This is a genomic window from Leptolyngbya sp. FACHB-541 (assembly GCF_014695875.1).
GTDB lineage: Bacteria > Cyanobacteriota > Cyanobacteriia > Elainellales > Elainellaceae > JAAUTN01.
Genome location: NZ_JACJPC010000119.1, coordinates 145,972 through 164,909 on the forward strand (window position 1 = coordinate 145,972; position 18,938 = coordinate 164,909).

Sequence of the window (18,938 nt, forward strand, 5' to 3'; positions counted from 1 at the left end):
ATTTATAGTATGGCTAATCTTTGAGCAACAGGTAATAGAGTTGTCCAGTACCGTTGATTAGTCCGGCGCGATCGCCTGCTTGCTCTCCCGTTCCCATAAAAATATCAACTCGTCCTGCTCCCCGAATCGCCCCACCTGTATCCTGATCCAACACAAAGCGGCTGACCAATTGAGGCTCTAACTCTCCAGCAGGATTCACATCAGGAACTTGAGTTTGAATCAGCGCTAAAGCACCGGGTGGCATCAGGGATTTGTCGGTGGCGATCGACCGTTCCGCCGTGACGGGTACGCCAAGGCTGCCGATCGCCGCTGATCCTCTGGTTTCCTGGAAAAACACAAAGCGATTGTTGCGCGGAATGTACAGGTTTAAATCAACCGGATTTTGCTCAAAATACTGAATTAGAACGGGAAGCGACAACTCTTCTAGAGTAAATTTGCCGTCATTCACTAGTTCTCGTCCCAGGCTCGTGTAGGGATATTCAGTGCGTCCCGCATAGCCAACGGTCATTGTGCTGCCGTCTGTAAGCTGAAGACGGGCCGATCCCTGAACCTGCACTAGGAAAGCTTCAAGGCGATCGCTCAGCCACACCATCTCCAGCCCTCTCAACAGCCCTGCTGAACCTTGCAACCCATCTGTCCCTTCAAGCTGCAACCGTGTTGGATGGGGCTGTGCCCATTGCGCTAGGTTAGGCGGCACACGATAGAGCGGATATTGGTACTCAGCAGTGCGAACCCGACTGGCACGATAGGTCGGCTCAAAGTAGCCCGTAAACTCAACCGTACCTACACCATCAGTGCCAATCGCCTGATAAAGGTCAAACTCTCGCAGCACCGCAATTTGTAACTGAGTCGGATCAGGGTGTGCCAGCACAAGCTGCCGAAACCGCTCTAAACTGCGCTGGACGCGATCGCGTGTAATTCCCGGCACGGGATGCTGCCTGTAGTCCTCTGCTGCTGCCGGGGTCTGCAAATAGTGAAGGCTATGAGCGATCGCCGCTAATAGGGTTTGACGCTGACTCAAGCTTGTTAAAGACTCATCAGGCAACAGCCCTGGCTCAGAACTTTGCTGCTCCAGTGACATCGGATCAACTCGCCTTAAAGGAGTGTCCTCAGACCCAACAGCTACCAGAGCCACACCGAGTACTAGACTCAGGCTCAGACAGAAAAGGGCGATCGCTTTCATTACAGGGCAGTAGGCAGTAAGTGAAAAAACTCGAAAAAACTCGTTCCAAGGCAGAGCCTTGGAATCCACAATTGGAGGTGCCTCCTAAAGCTAAGTAGTGGCAGAGCCACTTGAGGGGCATTCCCAGGTAAAACCTGGGAACGAGGACTATCCCTCATCTTTTCGCTAGAACCGGTCAACGCTAGAGCTAAAGATCGGTTCTACCCGAATGGCAATCACGCGGGAGGGACGGATCACCATGTACTCACCCTGAATGTTTTTAATTGGGACGCTGATAAAGTCATCAGAACTCGACTTGGGCACGAGTTCGCCGCTGTACCATTTCTGAAATTCTTGAATCGTGGCAAAGCGCACTTCCTCGCGATGTCCGCCCTCAATCATCAGGTGAACTGCATACTCTGTTGGCGTTCTGGCGTAACGGCTTTTGGACTTTTCACGCCCTCCCATCACCGCATCTTCTGAACCTGGATTATCTACCATAAACTTTAATCTTGTTCCTACAACCCTACAATTAAACCAAAATAATTGTGGAGACGCGATTTGTTGCCCATCGCACTACGATTGCAGCAGATTGAACTGTTGCAGATGAGATTCGATCGCTTGAGGCAAGGTTTTCCGCAATTCTGTTTTATTCCGAAACAAGAGATGATTACGACTGGGCACATCAAACGGAAACTGCCCCGCTACATCCGATCGCTCCATTTGCGTTAGCAAAATCTGTTCTGCTCGTTTTGCCTGTAGCGCATAACCAACCTCGACACAAACCTTGGGGCTGGGGATCAACTGCGGTGGATCTCCATCGACCTGCAAAATCGGCGTACTGTCTGCAATAAACAGTAACGTCCGGCGAATTTTTCGCATTAAAGTACTGCTCAACCTGACCGGGCCTTCACTTAGCCGATGGGATTCTTCTAACTTGAGCGGCAGGCGTGATCGCTTATTAAACCGCTCAATCAAATCTTGCAGTTCCTCCCGTAGCAAATCGCTCGACTGAGAATACTCTGTCTGATAGCAAAGGAAAATCGTCGGATCGAGATTCGCCATCACATCTAGCTTGGTGAAGTAAACCTCATGGCTGGTTAAGTCGATGTTGGCGATCGCATACGTACCGCTGCCCTCAATGTAAAACTCAACCGAGTCACCTTCTAGATAGCGCCGAAACCAATCAGACTGCTTAACTTCGTCAATTTCATCTAAAAAGTCAGCCCGCAATGCTGACTTAAGCAAGCTCTTTTTGCTGAGGCGCAGATCGTAGGAACGCTTCTCTAATTCCTGAATCGGTTCGTACTCTGGAAGATACCAGGCTTTAACGGCAATAATCGCCATAACGCGCTTCTACCTGCCCCTTGTTTAAAACAACAACAGCACCCAAACCGTTACTAGCTGAGTGACTTCCTCTCTTTCGTGATTTTATCTAGAGTTGCACTAATTGAGCTTTCGGTCAAACGGTCAAGCTATCGGTCAAATCAATTAGTTGCAGCGCTCCCTTATCAACCAGAAGTAGGAAATATCAACGTTCTGCGCGGGTGCTGTTGGTTTGGACAAGACAGATTTGAATTAAACAGCGCTTTTTACCTCTGTGGTAGTGTGAACGTTTCTCGAACTTGGCTGTTAAATCTGCCAGGGAAGCTTTGTAGCTTCATCTATCACTATAGATCTCCCACCCTAGGAATCAAGCCTGTGAAACCAAAGTTTACTCTGAGCAATGTTTAGCCACATTTGCTGATGAAGGTTTAGCGATCGCCCCGATGCTGTATGAATGCTGACTCGTAGGTTGGGTGAAGCAAAGCGTAACCCAACATTACTTCTATCGCTACTTGTATCGCTTCCCAGTCATCACCAATCGAACCCCACCAGTCGGAGCAAGCGTAAACCCACGACGTTGCATCTTAACGGGTTTATCCTCTGCTAAAGCAAGTTCATACTTGGATAAGATTGTGGCGAGAACCAGTTTCATTTCTAACTGAGCCAAGGCGTATCCCAAACACCGCCGACTTCCACCTCCAAAAGGAAAGTATTCAGAAGGGGAGTACTGTCGCTCCAAAAAACGCTCTGGCTTAAACTGTTGAGCATTAGGATACAAATCCTCCCGGTAATGCACCAGATAAATCGTCGGCATTAAAGTTGTACCAGCATCAAATAAATATCCTCCGACCTTCACAGGTGACTTAGCAATGCGCGGAAAAATGATAGGAAGGACAGGATACATTCGCAGCGTTTCTTGACAAACCGCCGTCAAATAGGGAAGTTGAGCAATTTTCATAGGAGATGACTCCCCTATGTCCAGTTCCTTAAGCAGCTTCTCACGGATATCTGTTCCTTGATGAATTTGATAGAAAGCCCAGGCAAGCATTGTTGCGGTGGTTTCGTGTCCCGCAAATAGAATTGTCAGCAATTCATCCCTTAATTCCTCATCAGTCATCGCCTGCCCATTTTCATCTCGCGCTGTCAGTATCAAGCTCAGGACATCAGTACGCCCCTCGGTTTCACTCGTTCTTCTCTCCTCAATTTCTGCCTGAAGCAAGCTGTGAACCTGGCGCTGGAGTCGTCTCATTCGTCCCCAAGGAGTCCACGCCCCCCAATCTTTTTGTAGAAACTGAAAAAATAACATGCTAGATCGAAGGGGAGAATCAGTCATGTTAATCCAATCTGTTAGAAGAGGTTTAAGCTGCTGATAACGCTCTCCTTCACTTAGTCCAAAGACAACTTGCAAAATTACTTCCAAGCTAATCTTCTGCATGGTAGTCCGAGCCACAAAAGGTTGACCGACCTGCCATTGACTTGCGACCTGTTCTGTAATCAGGCAAATTTGTTTTGCATAAGTCTGTAGCCTTTCTCCATGAAAAGGCGGCATTAGTAATTTTCGTTCTCTGCGATGGCGATCGCCATCCAACAACATCAGGGAATTTCGCCCCACTAGCGGTTCTGCAAGGGCATTTCCACGACCCATATCAAACTTAGAGTCTTGATTAAAAATATCCTGAATGGCTTGTGGGTTGCCAATAACCACATAAGGTTTAGTGCTATTCAACCGTACAGTAAAAATATCCCCATATTTTTGGCTATATCTGTCCTGAGAACCGAGCGGATCAGCAATCCAATTGATTAGTTGCCACAAAGGAGGACTAGTAACACAGTTTGGTAATTGCCCTGACATGACATTTCCCCGCTGAGCTATGTGCATGACTTAACTCTACAGTAGAGACAGAAACCTAACGACTAGAGCTAGCCGCAGCAAATAACACTCAACAAAAGCGATTGCTTCTCCCTAATAGAAAAGCGATTGCCGCTCTGCTCGGACAGGTTAATCAAAAAAGATAGCTTTTAATAAGTAGAGGCGATCGCCTCCACATCCTGTTAATCACTCTTAGCAAGAGCAGCTTGATTAAGTTGGAGGAAACCGTTCAAATCAATAATTCCATTGATTAAGAACAATGAACTGATTTTGAAGTGTATGTTCTGCTGGTTCTAGGTTTGCGATCGCCTGTATTGCATTAACTACGAGAACATTATGTCCTACTGCTCAAAGAAGATTAATCAAATACTTTGCTTGAGAATCCTCAAACAACAGTCGTAGGCTCAAGTGAAACTCCTTTTACTTCCAACCGATAGCGTTCTTCAGCCGCTTCGAGTTTCAGTAACTCCTATTGATTCGTACACCATATCTTGCCAAATCGTTGAGGCAAGCAACTTATGCCTTCGATATGAAGCTGCTTGCATCAAGGATACGGACGAGACACGAGATACTACTGCCATTCCTCAGTCCGTGATGAGTTCTGCAAGGATTTGAACAGCACTGATTAGGGCAAGGCGATTGCTTACAGAGAGTTGAAATGCTTTTTCCTTAAGCTCTTGCAAAGATATACAACAATGCTCCAACAAATCCTACGCTTTAATATTAGTTCTATCACTCCTATCGAGATCTCCTGAGCCTCTCCACAGCCGTCTCAATTTATGCATTCGTTTCCAGTATTGACAAAATCTCGACCATCAATCTCCTTCGATCTGCTCCCATATAATCAAGGTTGGTAGACCAATGCAGAATATCTATAGTTTTTTTTGATAGGGTAGAATTCAACTCTTTAGTAGTCACAATTCGTCTAAGCGCAAGTAAGGCGCTATACTGCCCGAAAGGCATCTCCAAAATACCAATCGCCCTAGAAAGTAGCAGATCTATATACTCAATTGACGGTTGCCATTCGAGATACTTATACGCAGACATCCTTTCTCCTGCTTTATTGCTAATCAGTCTTTCATACACGGGAAAATTGGTAGTTTTAGTAACTAAAGCCCACATTGTTGAGGAAATATCGCGCATTAACCTGGTTCGGTTAGACCCGGAGGGCATTTCTTCTCTCACTTTGTCATAGTAAGTAGCTAACTGATCTATTCTCTTCAAGGCTTCTACTGAATCAATATTACTTGCAGCATCAACTAGAGCTATAGCATCTTGATATCGTTTTTCAATCTGTTGATGCACTTCTTGAGCGCTTAGATTTGCGCCTGTAGCTCCAGGATTCCAAACTTTCTCTTCATAGCTTTGTGATGCCTCTTGTACGCCGTACCTTAGTTTGATTTTAAGTAAGTTGGTTTCAACTTCTTCAATACCCTGTTCGCGCAGCCAGGTTAAGGAATTTTGCAATTGTGGGAACTGAGTAAGAAGTAAGGGAAGTAAAACTGGAAGCCAAAAAAGAAAGACAAGAAATAAAGTTGTTGACGTAACCTTTAATTCAACAGAAAAGCTCCAAATATTGCTGTTAACTTCATCCGAAGCAAGTGAAATATTTAATACGCTTAGTATTATCAAAATGAAAATGCTGATCGAGTATTTCTTCCTTAAAGAAGAGGAAAACCCAGGGATGACAGCGGATCTCTCACCTTGATTAAACTTTTGAGTCAAATTATTGGACATGGCTTATAAAGTTTACATGCTGTCTCGCTCAAATGGATTTGGACAATGGAACCAAGAGTTTATCAGTCCAGTGGAAGCGGCGATCGCCCCACTCCACTCAATTCACAACTAAAAGTACTCAGTTTTCTAACTTAAAGTTCTAACCCTGTAACTGCGCGTATCGGGTTTGGATGTCTTGAATCGAAAAGACAGCTTGAAACTGTAAACCTTGCTGCTGATATAGCTCTGCTCCACCCTGTTGTCGGTCTACCAGAGCGATGATTTGGTTGACGGTGTAGCCTGCTTGCCGGAGTCGATCAACGGCTTTGAGGGCAGATTGTCCGGTGGTAACTACGTCTTCTAAGACGACGACAGGGCTATCCGGCGGGAGCGTTGGTCCTTCAATGTAAGCCTGAGTACCATGTCCTTTTGCTTCTTTACGAACGATCAGGGCAGTCAGCGATCGCCCTTCATAGGCTGCGACCACGCTCACTGCTGTCACCATTGGGTCAGCCCCCAGCGTCAGCCCTGCGACTGCCTGCGCCTCGGCTGGAACTAGATCAAGCAGCACCCGTCCCATCGCCAATCCACCCTGAGGATGCAGCGTCACTTGCTTGCCGTTGATGTAATAGCTGCTACGCTGCCCTGAAGAAAGCGTAAAATCGCCCTCCCGGTAAGCGGCTTCGCAAAACAAGTCGAGGAGATATTGCTTGACAGTTTCCAGGTCGCCTTGGCTGACCCGCGAAATGGACTGAACCGAATTGGAAGGCTGATTTACCATAAATGAATCGTATCGGTGACAGGCTCAATGGAGTGGGAGGTTTCGAGTAAAATTAGGCAAAGCAAAGTTTCTTCATGGAGATACCCTACTCCCAAATTTCACCTCAGGTTAGAGGCAGCATTAGTTTAACGTTTCTAGGATGAACGTGCGATTGCCAGAAAGCGCTAAATTCTTAGAATCCAGGGTGCAGGAGTTGAACCTGCCTGAGGCGAATTATGAGTTCGCTGCCTAAACCGCTCGGCCAACCCTGGCGATACCTGTTAGAGATTCTACTAGAGACACATTGTATCCTGAGTCCTTGATTCGCAGCTACCCTTTCATTGAACATATTCTTGCTGATTTGTACTGAAACTGATTCACAAAACTCCAGGAATCTCTTTAGGAAACAACTTTACTAACGTCAACGACTTCTTACTAAAAATCTCTTAAGGCTTAACCCTAGCCCCCACCCCAACTCCTAATTCCTAACCCCTAACCCCTAATCCCCATTCCAACAATGAGACTTAACTCGACCGTAGCACTCACCCTGATTTTGCTTTCTTTGATGGTTGCAGCAGGCGTTGTCAGTGCCGCCTGGGGGTATGCGCTGGGGCGCGAAGCGCTTCAGGGAATTACCCAGCCCGATGTCCGCCCTGCTAGCAGTGTAGGAGAGACAGATGGCAATCCTCCTCACCGCGATGAGTTAGTCCTGTTGAAGGAAGCAGACATTTTGACAGACGTAGAAGCTCGTATGAATGGTGATGCAGCAGCTGAATAAGGCAACGTGAACATGAACAGTAGATTTTACTGCCTCTAACTAATTCGAGTTTTGCTGCTTTGCTGTAGCTTTTTCCTGCTTTTAAGAATGATCCCCCTTGTTTCAATTTCTTCAGTTTTTTTGGTAGCCGAACCCAATACCCTTGCACAATCTGAGGTGTTTTTCAGGCTGCTGTCAGTTTTTTTGCTAATTGCCATCAATGCTTTTTTTGTAACCGCAGAGTTTTCGATTGTTTCAGTCCGACGATCGCGGATTAACCAACTCGCCTCGGCCGGAGACATTCAGGCCAAGACTGTTCAAGATCTTCAGCGTGGCATCGATCGCCTGCTCTCTACCACTCAGCTCGGCATTACCTTGTCCAGTCTGGCACTGGGCTGGATTAGCGAGAATACAATGGCGTTGCCCCTGGCCATTTTGCTTTCTCAGTTGCCGCTGTCGCCAGAAACGAACCAGTTTCTATCCCATTCTCTCGCGATCCCGATCGCCTTTTTTCTGGTTGCCTACCTGCAAATTGTATTGGGAGAGCTTTGTCCCAAGTCTCTGGCATTGCTTTATCCTGAGCAGCTAGCCCGATTTTTAGCCCCCCCCAGTCTGGCGATCGCCCGTTTCTTTAACCCCTTCATCTGGATTTTGAATCAATCAACCCGCTGGCTGCTGCGGTTGGTGGGCATTCAATATACCGGGCAAGGCTGGTATAACCGCGTTACACCCGAAGAACTTCAGCTGATCATCAGCACGTCTACCGAATCTCCCGGTTTAGAAGCCGAAGAACGAGAACTGCTGACCAACGTGTTTGAATTTGCCGAAGTCTCAGCGGGCGAAGTTATGGTGCCGCGTACCAGCATTGTGGCCATTCCTGGAGATGCAACCTTTCAAATGCTGCTGCATGAGGTGGCTGAGTCGGGGCATTCCCGTTATCCCGTGATGGGAGATTCTTTAGATGACATTAGCGGCATTGTTTACTTTAAAGAACTGGCAGAGCCGTTAGCACAAGGAATTTTGACCCTCGATAGTTCCATTCAGCCCTGGACTCGTCCAGCACGGTTTGTGCCAGAATATGTGCCGCTGAATGAGTTGTTGCACCAGATGCAGCGGTCAGCCCAGGAAATGGTGATGGTGGTCGATGAGTTTGGCGGCACCGCAGGGTTAATCACGATTCAAGATTTGGTAGCTGAAATTATTGGTACTACCTACGAACCGGAAGATGAGGAAGAACCGACAATTCAAATTTTGAATGAGCAAACTTTTTTGGTGCAGGCACAGCTAGACATTCAGGAAGTGAATGAGATGCTCAATCTAGATTTGCCAGTAATTGAGGATTATCAAACAGTCGGTGGATTCATGATTTATGAACTGCAAAAAATTCCGGCGGTTGGTGATCAGCTTCGGTATGGAACCTATGAGCTGACGGCAACCCTGGCGGAGGGTCCGCGGCTACACCAAATTCGAATTCAACGTTTGGATAGGGCCACAGCCAGCGGCACCTCGGCTACCGATGAAGTTATTACTGATTATTGGGAAGAGACTATTGCTGAGAGCGATTACCCTAAAGGGGAAACTGCTTCGGATCGCCCCTCCCAAAATGGCAGCTACGACTCATCTAACTCCAATACAGAAGTCAGTTCTGATAAATAGTTCTGACCCGTCAAGCAACGCTAATTTTATTCGTTCACTTACCTTCTACTTCTGATTCATTCCCCATGCGTTACTGGCTAATGAAATCCGAACCGGATGCTTACGGTATTGCTGACCTAGAGCGCGATCGCCAAACAATTTGGGATGGCGTTCGCAACTATCAGGCGCGAAACTTTTTGCGCGAAATGCAGCCCGAAGATCTAGTTTTTTTCTACCATTCCAACACCAACCCACTGGGAATTGCTGGGCTGATGAAAGTGGTCACAGGAATTGACGACCCGACGCAGTTTGATCCCAAAAGCAAATACTACGATGCTAAATCCAAACCGGAAGCCCCTCGCTGGCAAACCGTCACTGTAGAATTTGTGGAAGCGTTCAACACCTTGATTCCGCTTGACAAGCTGCGGCAAACCTTTGACCCAGACGAACTTTGGGTCGTGCGTCAGGGAAATCGTTTATCGGTCATGCCAGTTGAGGAAGCGATCGCCCAAAAGATTTTGGCATTAGCAAAGCAACCTTCGTAGGGGTGGGTTTGGCCGTTGAATCTCGACTCTATTCAGGTTTGTCTGCCAAACCCACCCCTACAATGTGAATGCTACTCGCTAACCCATCACTGCGACTCTGGGTTGCGGCGACCCAGACGATATTTGTCGAGTCGTTTCATGGCGATCGCCAAGCTCATTTTCATCCGGCGAAAGGCTTCTGCAAGGCTGCCCACTTCGTCATTCGACTGGTACTCAAAGTCTGCATCCATGTCACCCATGCTGATGGCCTCAGCGGCTGTTGAGATTTGCCGTAAGGGGCGGACGACATATTGTTTGAGCCAAAGGTTGACCATGAGAATGGCGATCGCAAACACACCCGCAACCGTTCCCATAATCAGCACAAACGACTGTCGGGCACTTTTGAATACTTGACTGGCGGGAACAGACATCACCTGTGCGCCGATGGGCACGTTCAGTTCCCAGTTAAATCCATTGGTTGTGCCGTAGCGTTCAATCATGCTCTTAGGCGCAGCTTCAACCGTGCTGTGGCAGCGCAAACAAGTGGCATCCGTAACAACTATCGGTCGAGCCGTGTAGAAAAGATCGCCACTCGGAGTAGAACGGAATCCGCTCACTTCTTTAAGGTTACTGGAATGTTGAAAACGCTCTACAATTTCTGTTTCAAAACTATCTGCTTTATCTCTTAAATTGGTTGGATTGAGTGTCGCTTCTTTATAAAAGAATTCATTATAAAAAGGATTGGCTCGAAACTTTTCAAATACTTCGCGAGCTGAGTAGGAAGGCACACTTTCAGGTAAGAATTCAGTGTCCAGGCGATCGGCTAATTCTGGATTAACCTGGGTGTTAGTATAGTTGCGGACGGAGTTCATAGTCTCCATCAACATGAGTGTTTTAGAAGTCACCTCACGCTGAGCATTGTAGTTCAAAATGCTGGATAATGCAGCTCCGCTGGCGACAATTCCTCCAAAAAATATTAAGAGTAATAAGACCGTAAACTTCTTGCCTAATTTGAAGTTTTTCAGGAACGATTCGATTGGTTTTAGCATAAGAAATTCGACGTTATCAGGAATTGGTCGTCGATAACCAGCCCAATGATCCTTACGTCTTGATCGAAAGAAGTTCCGGAGAAATGATTCGCTTTCAGAATTGATTAATTATCCGCTTCTAGACCCTGGCTTCGGGTAGCCAGACCACAAAAGCTGTTCCTCCCTGGCTGGGAGATGAAGTAGGGCGATGCGAAGCCGTTTCCCCTTTGGGGTAATTGTCTCCTCCTGCTTGCCCAAACAGCCGTTCTACCGGACTAAAAACCTGAATTTCACCCTGCATTCGCTTGACTAAATCACGGGCGATCGCCAGCCCCAAACCACTGCCAGGAATGTCAGTCTCTGCCTGCACCCCGCGATAGTGTCGCTCAAAGATATGCGCCTGGTCTGCGAGGGGAATGCCGCTCCCCGTGTCGGCGACAATCACAGATTGCCTGCCCTGACGCGAGGTGGCCCAAACGTAAACCTTGCCCCCTGAAGGGGTATATTTCAGCGCATTGTCGATCAGGTTATTCAACACCTCCCGCAGGGCTTTTGGGTCAGTTTGCACGGGGGGTAGGTTGGGCGGAATGACAGAACGTAACTCTAGCTGGCGGTCTTGGGCGATCGCCTCTGCCGCATCCAACAGCGGTTCCAAAACCTCACTCAGCAAATGCGGCTCTAGAGTTAGCGTAGTTCCAGTCAAGAAATTTGTTCCGGGCAGCAAAGGAACGAGCTTAGGGTCAGTCACGATATCATCCGCTGCTTGAGAATCATCGATTTGAGCTTGCCAGCTTGCCGGTGGTGCAGAGTCTACAGGCGGCAGCAGGTTTGCCTCACCCATATCAATGGCAGAATCAAATTGCTGCAACAACTCCTGGAGGCGATCGCTCTCGCGCACAATGCTAGTTGCCACACTGCGGTTTGCATCATTTGAGGCTAATCGACGCAGCAGCAGTTTGCCGAAGGTTCGGAGCGCTGTCAACGGATTACGGAACTGGTGCAGCAAATCATCAAACACATCATGCTGCTGGGCTTGCAAGAGGCGCTGCTGGCGCAAGTCCTGGTCGAGCCACTGCGATCGCTGGTCGAGTACACAGGCGATCGCCAAAGTTCGAGCGACCTTTTCAATTTGAGCTTGCTCACTCACTGTCCAATCTGCCTCAGGTCGGGCAGTCACCAGCAAACCCATCACGACCCCTTCATGGATCAGCGGCAAAACAATCTGCTGCGGGTAAGACAGTTTTTCGGATGGACTCCCCCCAGAAGTGTGACGATGAGAATGAGCATCTTGCTCAAATCTGCCCGTATCGGACGAGTTAATTTGCTTTAGAGTAGCTGAAGCTTCGGGCAATAGCAGCCGCAAGCTTGGACTGGTTCCAATCCGGGCTGACCAGAACGCAGACATTTGCTCTTCTCGCCAAGTTTCTGCCTCTGGGTAGGTCACAATAGGAATCAGCTGAGCGTTTGCATTACCATCGGTTAACTCTTCTGTCAGATAAACTGCACTGAATGATGCGCCTAATCCCTGTGTCAGCAGCGCAATCTGGGCGCGGCACAAAGCAACAAATTCAGAGCTGGCAGGCATCAACATGCAGTCACACAGGTAGTCACAGGGCAATCATAGAGCAATCACACAACAGCCACACAGAAAAGCCACGCAGCACCCGGATAACCCAGCACCTTGACAGCGTACAGTGGAAACAGGGGCGATGCGAAGCAGTTCCCCCTGGGGGTAATCGCTCTTATCACTCAATACAAAAATTATAAATTCCCCTTCTCAATTCCCACCCGATCCCGCCAATCTTAGCTCAGATCAACAGCGGGGATCATTACAGTACAAGGCTATAAGCATAACGCGAGAAACTTTTGTGGACATCTTAAGACTTTGTATCGAAAATTTAAGGGGAGTTGAAATCTTAAACTCAAGCCGATATACTTTCGACGGTTTTCGTATTTTGTAACTACGATTACACCTGTCAGTTAAGAGAGGAGGTAAGGGGGTTGGCAAGGAGACGCAAGCGTAAGAGTCGTCGTCGTCAAGAGGGGCGCAGAATCCTAGAGCTGGTGCCTCAGTACAGTATCGAAAGCGGCGAAGAGAAACCCGTCACGGCAGCTCGAAAGTTTATTCAAGCTGAAGGCATTTTGCCCCCAGCTTTGCTGCTCGTGAAGCGAAACGAACACACCACAGATCGGTACTTTTGGGCAGAGAAAGGGCTGTTTGGCGCTCAGTATGTTGAAGAAAATCATTTTCTGTTCCCTAGCTTAAGGGTGCCAGAAGATGACGAAGCTGAAATGCTACCGTTAGCTGCTGCTAGTCGCTAGTTTGCTTAGGCGCAATTGTTCCTGATGAGGTTGGTCTACCCTACACAAGCTTCTGTGAAACGCTGACCAAAATTCTCTAAGGGCGATCGCGAAAAGTGTAACGGTTCAGTGTTCAAGCTTCAGCACAGTCATAGCAAAAGACAGTCGCGGCAAAAGAACTCATCTTTTGCTGGCTGACTTAATTTCTTCAAGATTGTGAATTCAATAAACCCGGATTTCCTGAGTGAAAGCATCGCAAAGTTGTGTCTCCACTCAAGTTCTCCGGGTTTTATAGATTCACTTCCCCTACATATCGCTGTAGCCATATGCAAAAAAGCGGGATCAATTGATCCCGCTTTTTCTTAGCTTCGATAATTTAGAGTCAACTCAGAGATGCTTAAGCAACATTCACCTTCACAACTTTGTTCTTTTCCGCCTCAACTTTAGGCAAATTCAACGTCAGAATACCGTCTTTGTATTCGGCTTCTACTTTGTCGTTTTGCACTCTAGCAGGCAAGGGAACAACGCGACGGAACTTGCCGTAACGGAACTCAGAACGAGTCACACCTTTCTCTTCAATGCGAGTTTCAGATCTGCGTTCGCCGCTAATAGAAACTGCTTCGGCAGTCACTTGAACATTCAAATCTTTTGCTTCTAGACCTGGAATTTCAACTTTTAGGTGAACTGCCTCAGGTGTTTCCTGAATTTCTGCGGCAGGAATGAATGAAACTCTTCCAGTCTCTCCATTTGCGGCAGGAGCAAGGGTGTCAAACAAGTGATTCATTTCCCGCTGCAAGCCTTCAATTTCTCTGAATGGTGCCCAATGAACCAGTGCCATAGTTGTTGTCTCCAATCTCAATTTCTTGTAGAAGTTCAAGAGTTTTTATCTCTTGGCTTCATCTGTTATTACTTTATCTAAAGCAATCAATAGAATGAGTTCGGTTTCTATGCCCAAGCAAAATCGCAATTTCCACACCTTCAAAAGCCTTGGTTCGGTTCTCACGCCTAAAAAATTCTATTAACCGTAATGCACACTGTTTGATTTGAGCGTACTCAGAATCATTTGATTGGCTTAAGCCCCTTATTCCGTATTCCTTGACATAGAAATGGTGTAAGTTTCCAACGTAATGTTGTGTAAACGATTTGCGGATTAACTAATGAAGTAGTAGACAATATTCCTACATATATTTGTTGGCGTTGAGTGCTCGGCTATGCAAATTTTCCATCGTCCCCCCACTACTGAGGTAGAGACGCAAACGCGAATTCTACAGGCAGCCCAGCGGCTATTTGCCCGGCGGGGCTACGATGGCACGACTACCCGCGATTTGGCACAGGCAGCAGGAGTCGCTGAAGGTACTTTGTTTCGCCATTTTGAGAATAAGAAAGCGATTTTGATTGAGGTGGCAACGCAGGGCTGGATAGAAATTCTGACGGATCTGCTGACTGAGTTGAGCGAAATGGGTAGCTATAAGGCGATCGCCCAAGTGATGCGGCGACGAATGCTCAACCTGCACCAGAATGCCGATATGCTCAGGGTTTGCTTTATGGAAGCGCAATTTCACCCTGACCTGCGCGATCGCATTCAATCTGACGTAATCACCAAAATGACCGACGTAGCCGAAGCCTTCTTTCAAACCGCGATGGATCGAGGCATCTACCGCCCGATGAATCCCCGAATTGTGGCTCAGGTATTTCTAGGCATGTTTACCATTGCTGGGTTTAGCCAGGACACAGTGATGGTAGAAGGATCTTCCCCCCAGGCAATGAAGGAAATGGCAGAAGGTCTAGCAGATATTTTTCTGAATGGCGTTTTGGCAACCAAGGATTAAAGAGGTTTCTCAGGAAAAATGTCCCCTTGAGTAGGGGCAGGTTTTGCTATCTCTGCAGTCGAACAACAGCTTAGTGCTAAACCTGCCCTTACACGTATTTTGTCTGATAGAAACTTCCTAAGGCTGTTTCATAATGCTAGTCATTCCAGCCAGGACACAAAAGCGTAGGCAAAAAAGGTGTGGGTCTTACCTGCGCTTTTTTTGTCCTAACTCTTATGGCTTCCCAACTGGCGCTGGAGTTGTTTCAGCGTTTGGTACATCTCGGGCAGACGATTGTAAACCGCCGAAGCTTTGAGATAGAGCTTGTGGGGAACGGCTGGGGTGCCCGAGACGATTTCACCGGGTGGCACATTGGTGTGAATTCCGGTTTTGGCGGAGGCAACAGAACCGTCTCCCATTTTGGCGCTGTTGGCGATGCCGACTTGCCCCGCTAGAATGACTCGATTGCCGATAGTGACTCCGCCTGCCATGCCTACCTGCGCTGCCATGGCACAGGCTTCACCGACCTGACAACCGTGAGCAATGTGAACCATGTTATCGATTTTGGTGTTGCGGGCAACGCGGGTTTCCCCTACAGCGGGGCGATCGATCGCTGAGTTGCAGCCAACCTCAACCCCATCTTCTAAAACCGTGTAGCCCGACTGCTCCATCTTGAACCAGCCTTCTCGCACGGGCACAAAGCCAAATCCTTCAGAGCCGATCGCCGCACCGCTATGGATTACGCAATCTGCACCAATTTGGGCACGTTCGTGAATTACACAGTTGGCGTGCAGGGTGGTGCGATCGCCAATTTGAACCTCTGGATAAATCACCACGTTAGGGTGAATGCAAACCCGATCACCAATTTTCACCCCTGCCTGAATCACCACATGGGCCCCGATCGCCACTTCTTTCCCTACCTGAGCAGAAGGGTGGATTACAGCCGTTGGGTGAATTTCAGGTGCAGGGCGAAAGGGCTGATAGAAGAGAGCGATCGCCTGAGCGAAAGCTAGACGTGGCTGTGGCGTAGCAATCCAGGCAATTTGACGTTCTGTTGCCTGAGCTTGCAACGCTTCATCCAGTGGCAAAATCAGGGCACTAGCAGCCGTTCTGCCCACCTCTGCTGCAAACTTTGCACCCTCCACATAGCTGATGTTGCCAGTTACAGCTTGCTCAATTGCTGTAACTCCGACAATTTCTGGGTCGCAGTCAGGACGGGTAGTCAAACTGGTGCGATCGGCAACAGTAATGTTTTGGGCTATCTGGCTAAATTTCATGGCGCTAATTTAAGGCGGGCAGCGTAAACAATCGTACCAACGAAGCCCTCCCTTCAGCTTAGTTTGGTTGTATCAGCAAGGAGAAAACAGCTTGCTGGAAGCGATCGCGCCCTCGTTCTGGGCAAGCGTTAAACAAGATGTAGCGCAACTCTTAACAGGCAGACAAAAACGCTGCACATTCCACGTGGGGCGTTTGGGGAAAGAAGTCGGCGGGTTGAACGCGAGTTAAGTGATACTCAGACTCACACAGCAGCTTTAGGTCACGCGCCAGGGTGGAAGGATTGCAGCTTACGTAGACAATGCGGTTGGGCTTGCTTTGCAGCAGGGTATTAATCACGGCAGGGTCGCAGCCTTTGCGAGGTGGATCGAGCAGGACAATATCGGGGACAAACTCCTCAGAATTGTGCTCTGCGGCGATCGCCATCTTCGGCAAGAGATCTTCTACTGCACCGATCTGAAAGCTGACATTCTCAATGCCGTTGAGGGCCGCGTTCAAGCTGGCTTGCTCAACGGACTCTGACTGCACTTCTAGTCCGATCGCCTGCTGAACTTGTTTAGCTAGCGGCAGGGTGAGAGTGCCAATGCCGCAGTAGGCATCTAGCAGCACCTCATTTCCCTGCAAATTTAACTCCTGCATAATTACTTGAAGCAGCGCTTCGGCTTGTTCGGTGTTGACCTGGAAGAAGGTGGTGGGGCGAATCTGGAATTCTAATCCGGCAAAAATTTCTCGAATGTAGGGGCGACCTGCTATGCAACGGGTTTCTGTGCCAAAGATGACGTTGGTGCGATCGCTATTCCGGTTCAATGCTACGCCAACTAATTGAGGATAACGGCTGAGCCAGTCCTCCGCTTGTTCTGAAATTCCTGGTAGCTGCCAGTCGGTTGTCACCAGGGTAAGCAAAATTTCCCCCGTGCGGCGACCAATTCTCAGGGCAAGATGGCGTATTTTTCCCTGATGCGTCGTTTCGTTGTAGAGCGGCCAGCCACGCTGCTGAAGGTCTTGCTTCACTTCCGCCAACAGCGGATTTAGCCGCGCATCTTGAATTGGGCACTGGTCTAAATTCACCAGACGATGACTACCTTTTTGGTAGTAGCCTGCCTGCACCTGCCCAGAAGCTGACACACCTAGCGGAAAAGTCGCCTTATTACGATAGCCCCAGGGGACCGAGGCAAGCACGTCATCTACGGGCGGGTTCTCAATGCCGCCAATTCGCTCTAGCGCGTCAATAATCTGCTCTCGCTTGACCTGAAGCTGGTAGTTGTAGTCAATAAACTGCCATTCGTAGCCACCACATTTATCGGAGACGCTACAGTCGGGCTGCACCCGATGAGGAGATGCTTCCAAAAGCTGGTGCAGTTTGCCGTGAGCATACTGGGGTTTGACGCGCACCAGCCGAACCAGAGCGCGATCGCCCGGTACCGCATTCGGCACAAACACCACACGACCTTCCCAACGCCCAACGCCATCGCCGCTGTTGCTCAGGTCGGCGATCGCCATCTCCAACAGTTGCCCCTGCTGCCATTGCGGTGGCTGACTCGTTTGCACAAACTTTTGACGAATCAAATTTGATTGCCCCGGATCTCTACCATCTCAAGGCTAATACCAATTTGTGGGTAATGACGATTTACGCCTGCCGCAAAAAAGTTTCTAGACTGGGCACGTTGACCCAGGTGCCCGTCTCGTTAGATTGGTGCGTTAGATCCATCAAAAGCTGAGAATAGAGTCCTTCGCGTAATGAAGGGGTGAGCGATTCGCCTCGCTCGATGGACTCGACCAAGCGATCGACAATCCGAATGAATGGAGCCAGACGACCATCGGCGTAAGTCTTGGGAAACTCCAGACGCTGAGGAATTTCCACCTCAGTTAATGGCTCTCCTGCTTGACTCGCCCAGAGTCGAAAGCCATGCACATAATCTTTCTGGTGGTCGCTGCCGAGAACGAGGGTGCCGCGATCGCCATACACCTCCACCCAATGCCCTCTGCCTTGATAGGTCGCGGCACTTAGCACCACTTGACACGGCGTACCGTCTGCTAACTCCAGCATCAGGCTGCACGTATCATCACTGTCAACCGGCTTCGTGCCACCCTCCGGAGCAGGACGAGTTGCAATTCCAGTACTCAAATAGCCGCATAGCCGCTGAACGGGACCAAACAGCCAGGAAATGTAGTCAAAGGTATGTGATCCCAACGCTCCCAGTGCGCCACCACCCTGATCTTTGCGGGAATACCAGTTCCACGGACGGCTTGGATCAGCCCGACCCGAGACTAGCCAGTCCACGTTGATCAGACGCTTTTGCCCAACAAAGCCTTCTGCCAGCAGTTCAGCGAAGCGCTGCCAGGCAGGAACATAGCGGAACTCAAAATCCATTAGCGCTGCAACGCCCTGCTGCGTTGCCAACTGGTAAAGTTCCGCAGCTTCCCTTGCTGTCAAGGTTGTCGGTTTTTCCAACAGGAGATGCTTTCCAGCTTGCAGAACGGCTTTTGCCATTTCGTAATGCAAGAAGGGTGGCGTGGTGATGCTAACGGCTTTAACTTCCGGTAGGGCAAGAATTTCTTCTAGTCGCTGGCAGGCATAGGGGATGTTGTGGGCGGTGGCGATCGCCCTTGCCGTCTCTGCGTCGCGATGATAAACCGCCATCACCTGAGTACGGGGATGTTCTTGAAATCCAGGAATGTGAATTTTTTGACCAAAGCCAGTGCCAACGACTGCGACACCCAGAGGAAATTGAGCCATAACACGATTAAACTGAGCAACCTTTGGAGCGGGCGATCG

General features: G+C 48.7%; 17 protein-coding genes and 1 tRNA gene. 5 read left to right on the plus strand and 13 right to left on the minus strand.

Features of this window, described 5'->3' with window-relative positions:
* Positions 1-13 precede the first annotated feature (13 nt).
* From H6G00_RS26755 to H6G00_RS26785, 7 genes are all read right to left on the minus strand, one after another.
* Positions 14-1,252, minus strand: a complete 1,239-nt coding sequence (locus H6G00_RS26755; RefSeq protein WP_347278228.1) for a murein transglycosylase A — start codon at positions 1,250-1,252, stop codon at positions 14-16.
* 96 nt (positions 1,253-1,348) lie between these two features.
* Positions 1,349-1,630, minus strand: a complete 282-nt coding sequence (locus tag H6G00_RS26760) for a hypothetical protein (protein WP_190645865.1) — start codon at positions 1,628-1,630, stop codon at positions 1,349-1,351.
* 108 nt (positions 1,631-1,738) lie between these two features.
* Positions 1,739-2,509 (minus strand): hypothetical protein, encoded by a 771-nt coding sequence (locus H6G00_RS26765; protein WP_190645713.1) that lies wholly within the window; start codon positions 2,507-2,509, stop codon positions 1,739-1,741.
* 487 nt (positions 2,510-2,996) lie between these two features.
* Positions 2,997-4,340 carry a cytochrome P450 gene (locus tag H6G00_RS26770; RefSeq protein WP_190799057.1) on the minus strand — a complete coding sequence of 448 codons (1,344 nt, stop codon included), beginning with the start codon at positions 4,338-4,340 and terminating at the stop codon, positions 2,997-2,999.
* A 795-nt stretch (positions 4,341-5,135) separates the two neighbouring features.
* Entirely contained in the window at positions 5,136-6,095 is a 960-nt protein-coding gene (locus H6G00_RS26775; RefSeq protein WP_190799058.1) for a hypothetical protein, read from the minus strand.
* Between the two features lie 139 nt (positions 6,096-6,234).
* Positions 6,235-6,855, minus strand: coding sequence for an orotate phosphoribosyltransferase (gene pyrE, locus H6G00_RS26780; RefSeq protein WP_190799059.1), 621 nt, complete (start codon positions 6,853-6,855; stop codon positions 6,235-6,237).
* 178 nt (positions 6,856-7,033) lie between these two features.
* Positions 7,034-7,106: transfer RNA gene (locus tag H6G00_RS26785), tRNA-Ile, on the minus strand.
* A 245-nt stretch (positions 7,107-7,351) separates the two neighbouring features.
* Between H6G00_RS26785 and H6G00_RS26790 the strand changes: the two genes are divergently transcribed.
* The 3 genes from H6G00_RS26790 (at position 7,352) to H6G00_RS26800 (ending at position 9,771) form a co-directional block, all read left to right on the plus strand.
* On the plus strand, positions 7,352-7,612 hold the full coding sequence (locus H6G00_RS26790) for a hypothetical protein (protein WP_190645709.1): 261 nt from the start codon (positions 7,352-7,354) through the stop codon (positions 7,610-7,612).
* 87 nt (positions 7,613-7,699) lie between these two features.
* A complete protein-coding gene (locus H6G00_RS26795; protein ID WP_190645708.1) occupies positions 7,700-9,247 on the plus strand; it encodes a hemolysin family protein in 1,548 nt (515 codons plus the stop codon).
* Between the two features lie 65 nt (positions 9,248-9,312).
* Positions 9,313-9,771: an EVE domain-containing protein gene (locus H6G00_RS26800; RefSeq protein WP_190645707.1), complete on the plus strand. Its 459-nt coding sequence runs from the start codon at positions 9,313-9,315 to the stop codon at positions 9,769-9,771.
* An 86-nt stretch (positions 9,772-9,857) separates the two neighbouring features.
* Here H6G00_RS26800 and H6G00_RS26805 read toward each other — a convergent pair whose 3' ends face one another.
* Both H6G00_RS26805 and H6G00_RS26810 read right to left on the minus strand, forming a co-directional pair.
* Positions 9,858-10,799, minus strand: a complete 942-nt coding sequence (locus tag H6G00_RS26805; RefSeq protein ID WP_190799060.1) for a DUF3365 domain-containing protein — start codon at positions 10,797-10,799, stop codon at positions 9,858-9,860.
* A 118-nt stretch (positions 10,800-10,917) separates the two neighbouring features.
* The gene (locus H6G00_RS26810; protein ID WP_199318721.1) at positions 10,918-12,363 is read right to left on the minus strand and encodes a GAF domain-containing sensor histidine kinase; all 1,446 of its coding nucleotides are present in this window, start codon (positions 12,361-12,363) and stop codon (positions 10,918-10,920) included.
* 416 nt (positions 12,364-12,779) lie between these two features.
* Here H6G00_RS26810 and H6G00_RS26815 point away from each other — a divergent pair, with 416 nt between their 5' ends.
* The gene (locus H6G00_RS26815; RefSeq protein WP_190645704.1) at positions 12,780-13,100 is read left to right on the plus strand and encodes a DUF3155 domain-containing protein; all 321 of its coding nucleotides are present in this window, start codon (positions 12,780-12,782) and stop codon (positions 13,098-13,100) included.
* A gap of 376 nt (positions 13,101-13,476) precedes the next feature.
* On the opposite strand, the gene H6G00_RS26820 is transcribed toward H6G00_RS26815, so the two are convergent.
* Complete coding sequence (locus H6G00_RS26820; RefSeq protein ID WP_190645703.1) at positions 13,477-13,917, minus strand: Hsp20/alpha crystallin family protein; 441 nt, start codon at positions 13,915-13,917, stop codon at positions 13,477-13,479.
* 373 nt (positions 13,918-14,290) lie between these two features.
* Between H6G00_RS26820 and H6G00_RS26825 the strand changes: the two genes are divergently transcribed.
* Positions 14,291-14,908, plus strand: coding sequence for a TetR/AcrR family transcriptional regulator (locus H6G00_RS26825; RefSeq protein WP_190799061.1), 618 nt, complete (start codon positions 14,291-14,293; stop codon positions 14,906-14,908).
* 206 nt (positions 14,909-15,114) lie between these two features.
* Here H6G00_RS26825 and lpxD read toward each other — a convergent pair whose 3' ends face one another.
* From lpxD to H6G00_RS26840, 3 genes are all read right to left on the minus strand, one after another.
* Positions 15,115-16,164 (minus strand): UDP-3-O-(3-hydroxymyristoyl)glucosamine N-acyltransferase, encoded by a 1,050-nt coding sequence (gene lpxD / locus H6G00_RS26830; protein ID WP_190799062.1) that lies wholly within the window; start codon positions 16,162-16,164, stop codon positions 15,115-15,117.
* 151 nt (positions 16,165-16,315) lie between these two features.
* Positions 16,316-17,725: a 23S rRNA (uracil(1939)-C(5))-methyltransferase RlmD gene (gene rlmD / locus H6G00_RS26835; protein WP_347278231.1), complete on the minus strand. Its 1,410-nt coding sequence runs from the start codon at positions 17,723-17,725 to the stop codon at positions 16,316-16,318.
* Positions 17,726-17,789: 64 nt separating this feature from the next.
* Positions 17,790-18,899 carry a Gfo/Idh/MocA family oxidoreductase gene (locus H6G00_RS26840; RefSeq protein WP_190799063.1) on the minus strand — a complete coding sequence of 370 codons (1,110 nt, stop codon included), beginning with the start codon at positions 18,897-18,899 and terminating at the stop codon, positions 17,790-17,792.
* Positions 18,900-18,938: the final 39 nt, after the last annotated feature.

Excerpts from the sequence above, each read along its gene's own strand:
- H6G00_RS26760 (WP_190645865.1), bottom strand. The coding sequence starts at position 1,630 with ATGGGAGGGCGTGAAAAGTCCAAAAGCCGTTACGCCAGAACGCCAACA.
- H6G00_RS26765 (WP_190645713.1), bottom strand. The coding sequence starts at position 2,509 with ATGGCGATTATTGCCGTTAAAGCCTGGTATCTTCCAGAGTACGAACCG.
- H6G00_RS26770 (WP_190799057.1), bottom strand. The coding sequence starts at position 4,340 with ATGTCAGGGCAATTACCAAACTGTGTTACTAGTCCTCCTTTGTGGCAA.
- H6G00_RS26775 (WP_190799058.1), bottom strand. The coding sequence starts at position 6,095 with ATGTCCAATAATTTGACTCAAAAGTTTAATCAAGGTGAGAGATCCGCT.
- pyrE (WP_190799059.1), bottom strand. The coding sequence starts at position 6,855 with ATGGTAAATCAGCCTTCCAATTCGGTTCAGTCCATTTCGCGGGTCAGC.
- H6G00_RS26790 (WP_190645709.1), top strand. The coding sequence starts at position 7,352 with ATGAGACTTAACTCGACCGTAGCACTCACCCTGATTTTGCTTTCTTTG.
- H6G00_RS26795 (WP_190645708.1), top strand. The coding sequence starts at position 7,700 with ATGATCCCCCTTGTTTCAATTTCTTCAGTTTTTTTGGTAGCCGAACCC.
- H6G00_RS26800 (WP_190645707.1), top strand. The coding sequence starts at position 9,313 with ATGCGTTACTGGCTAATGAAATCCGAACCGGATGCTTACGGTATTGCT.
- H6G00_RS26805 (WP_190799060.1), bottom strand. The coding sequence starts at position 10,799 with ATGCTAAAACCAATCGAATCGTTCCTGAAAAACTTCAAATTAGGCAAG.
- H6G00_RS26810 (WP_199318721.1), bottom strand. The coding sequence starts at position 12,363 with ATGCCTGCCAGCTCTGAATTTGTTGCTTTGTGCCGCGCCCAGATTGCG.
- H6G00_RS26820 (WP_190645703.1), bottom strand. The coding sequence starts at position 13,917 with ATGGCACTGGTTCATTGGGCACCATTCAGAGAAATTGAAGGCTTGCAG.
- H6G00_RS26825 (WP_190799061.1), top strand. The coding sequence starts at position 14,291 with ATGCAAATTTTCCATCGTCCCCCCACTACTGAGGTAGAGACGCAAACG.
- lpxD (WP_190799062.1), bottom strand. The coding sequence starts at position 16,164 with ATGAAATTTAGCCAGATAGCCCAAAACATTACTGTTGCCGATCGCACC.
- H6G00_RS26840 (WP_190799063.1), bottom strand. The coding sequence starts at position 18,899 with ATGGCTCAATTTCCTCTGGGTGTCGCAGTCGTTGGCACTGGCTTTGGT.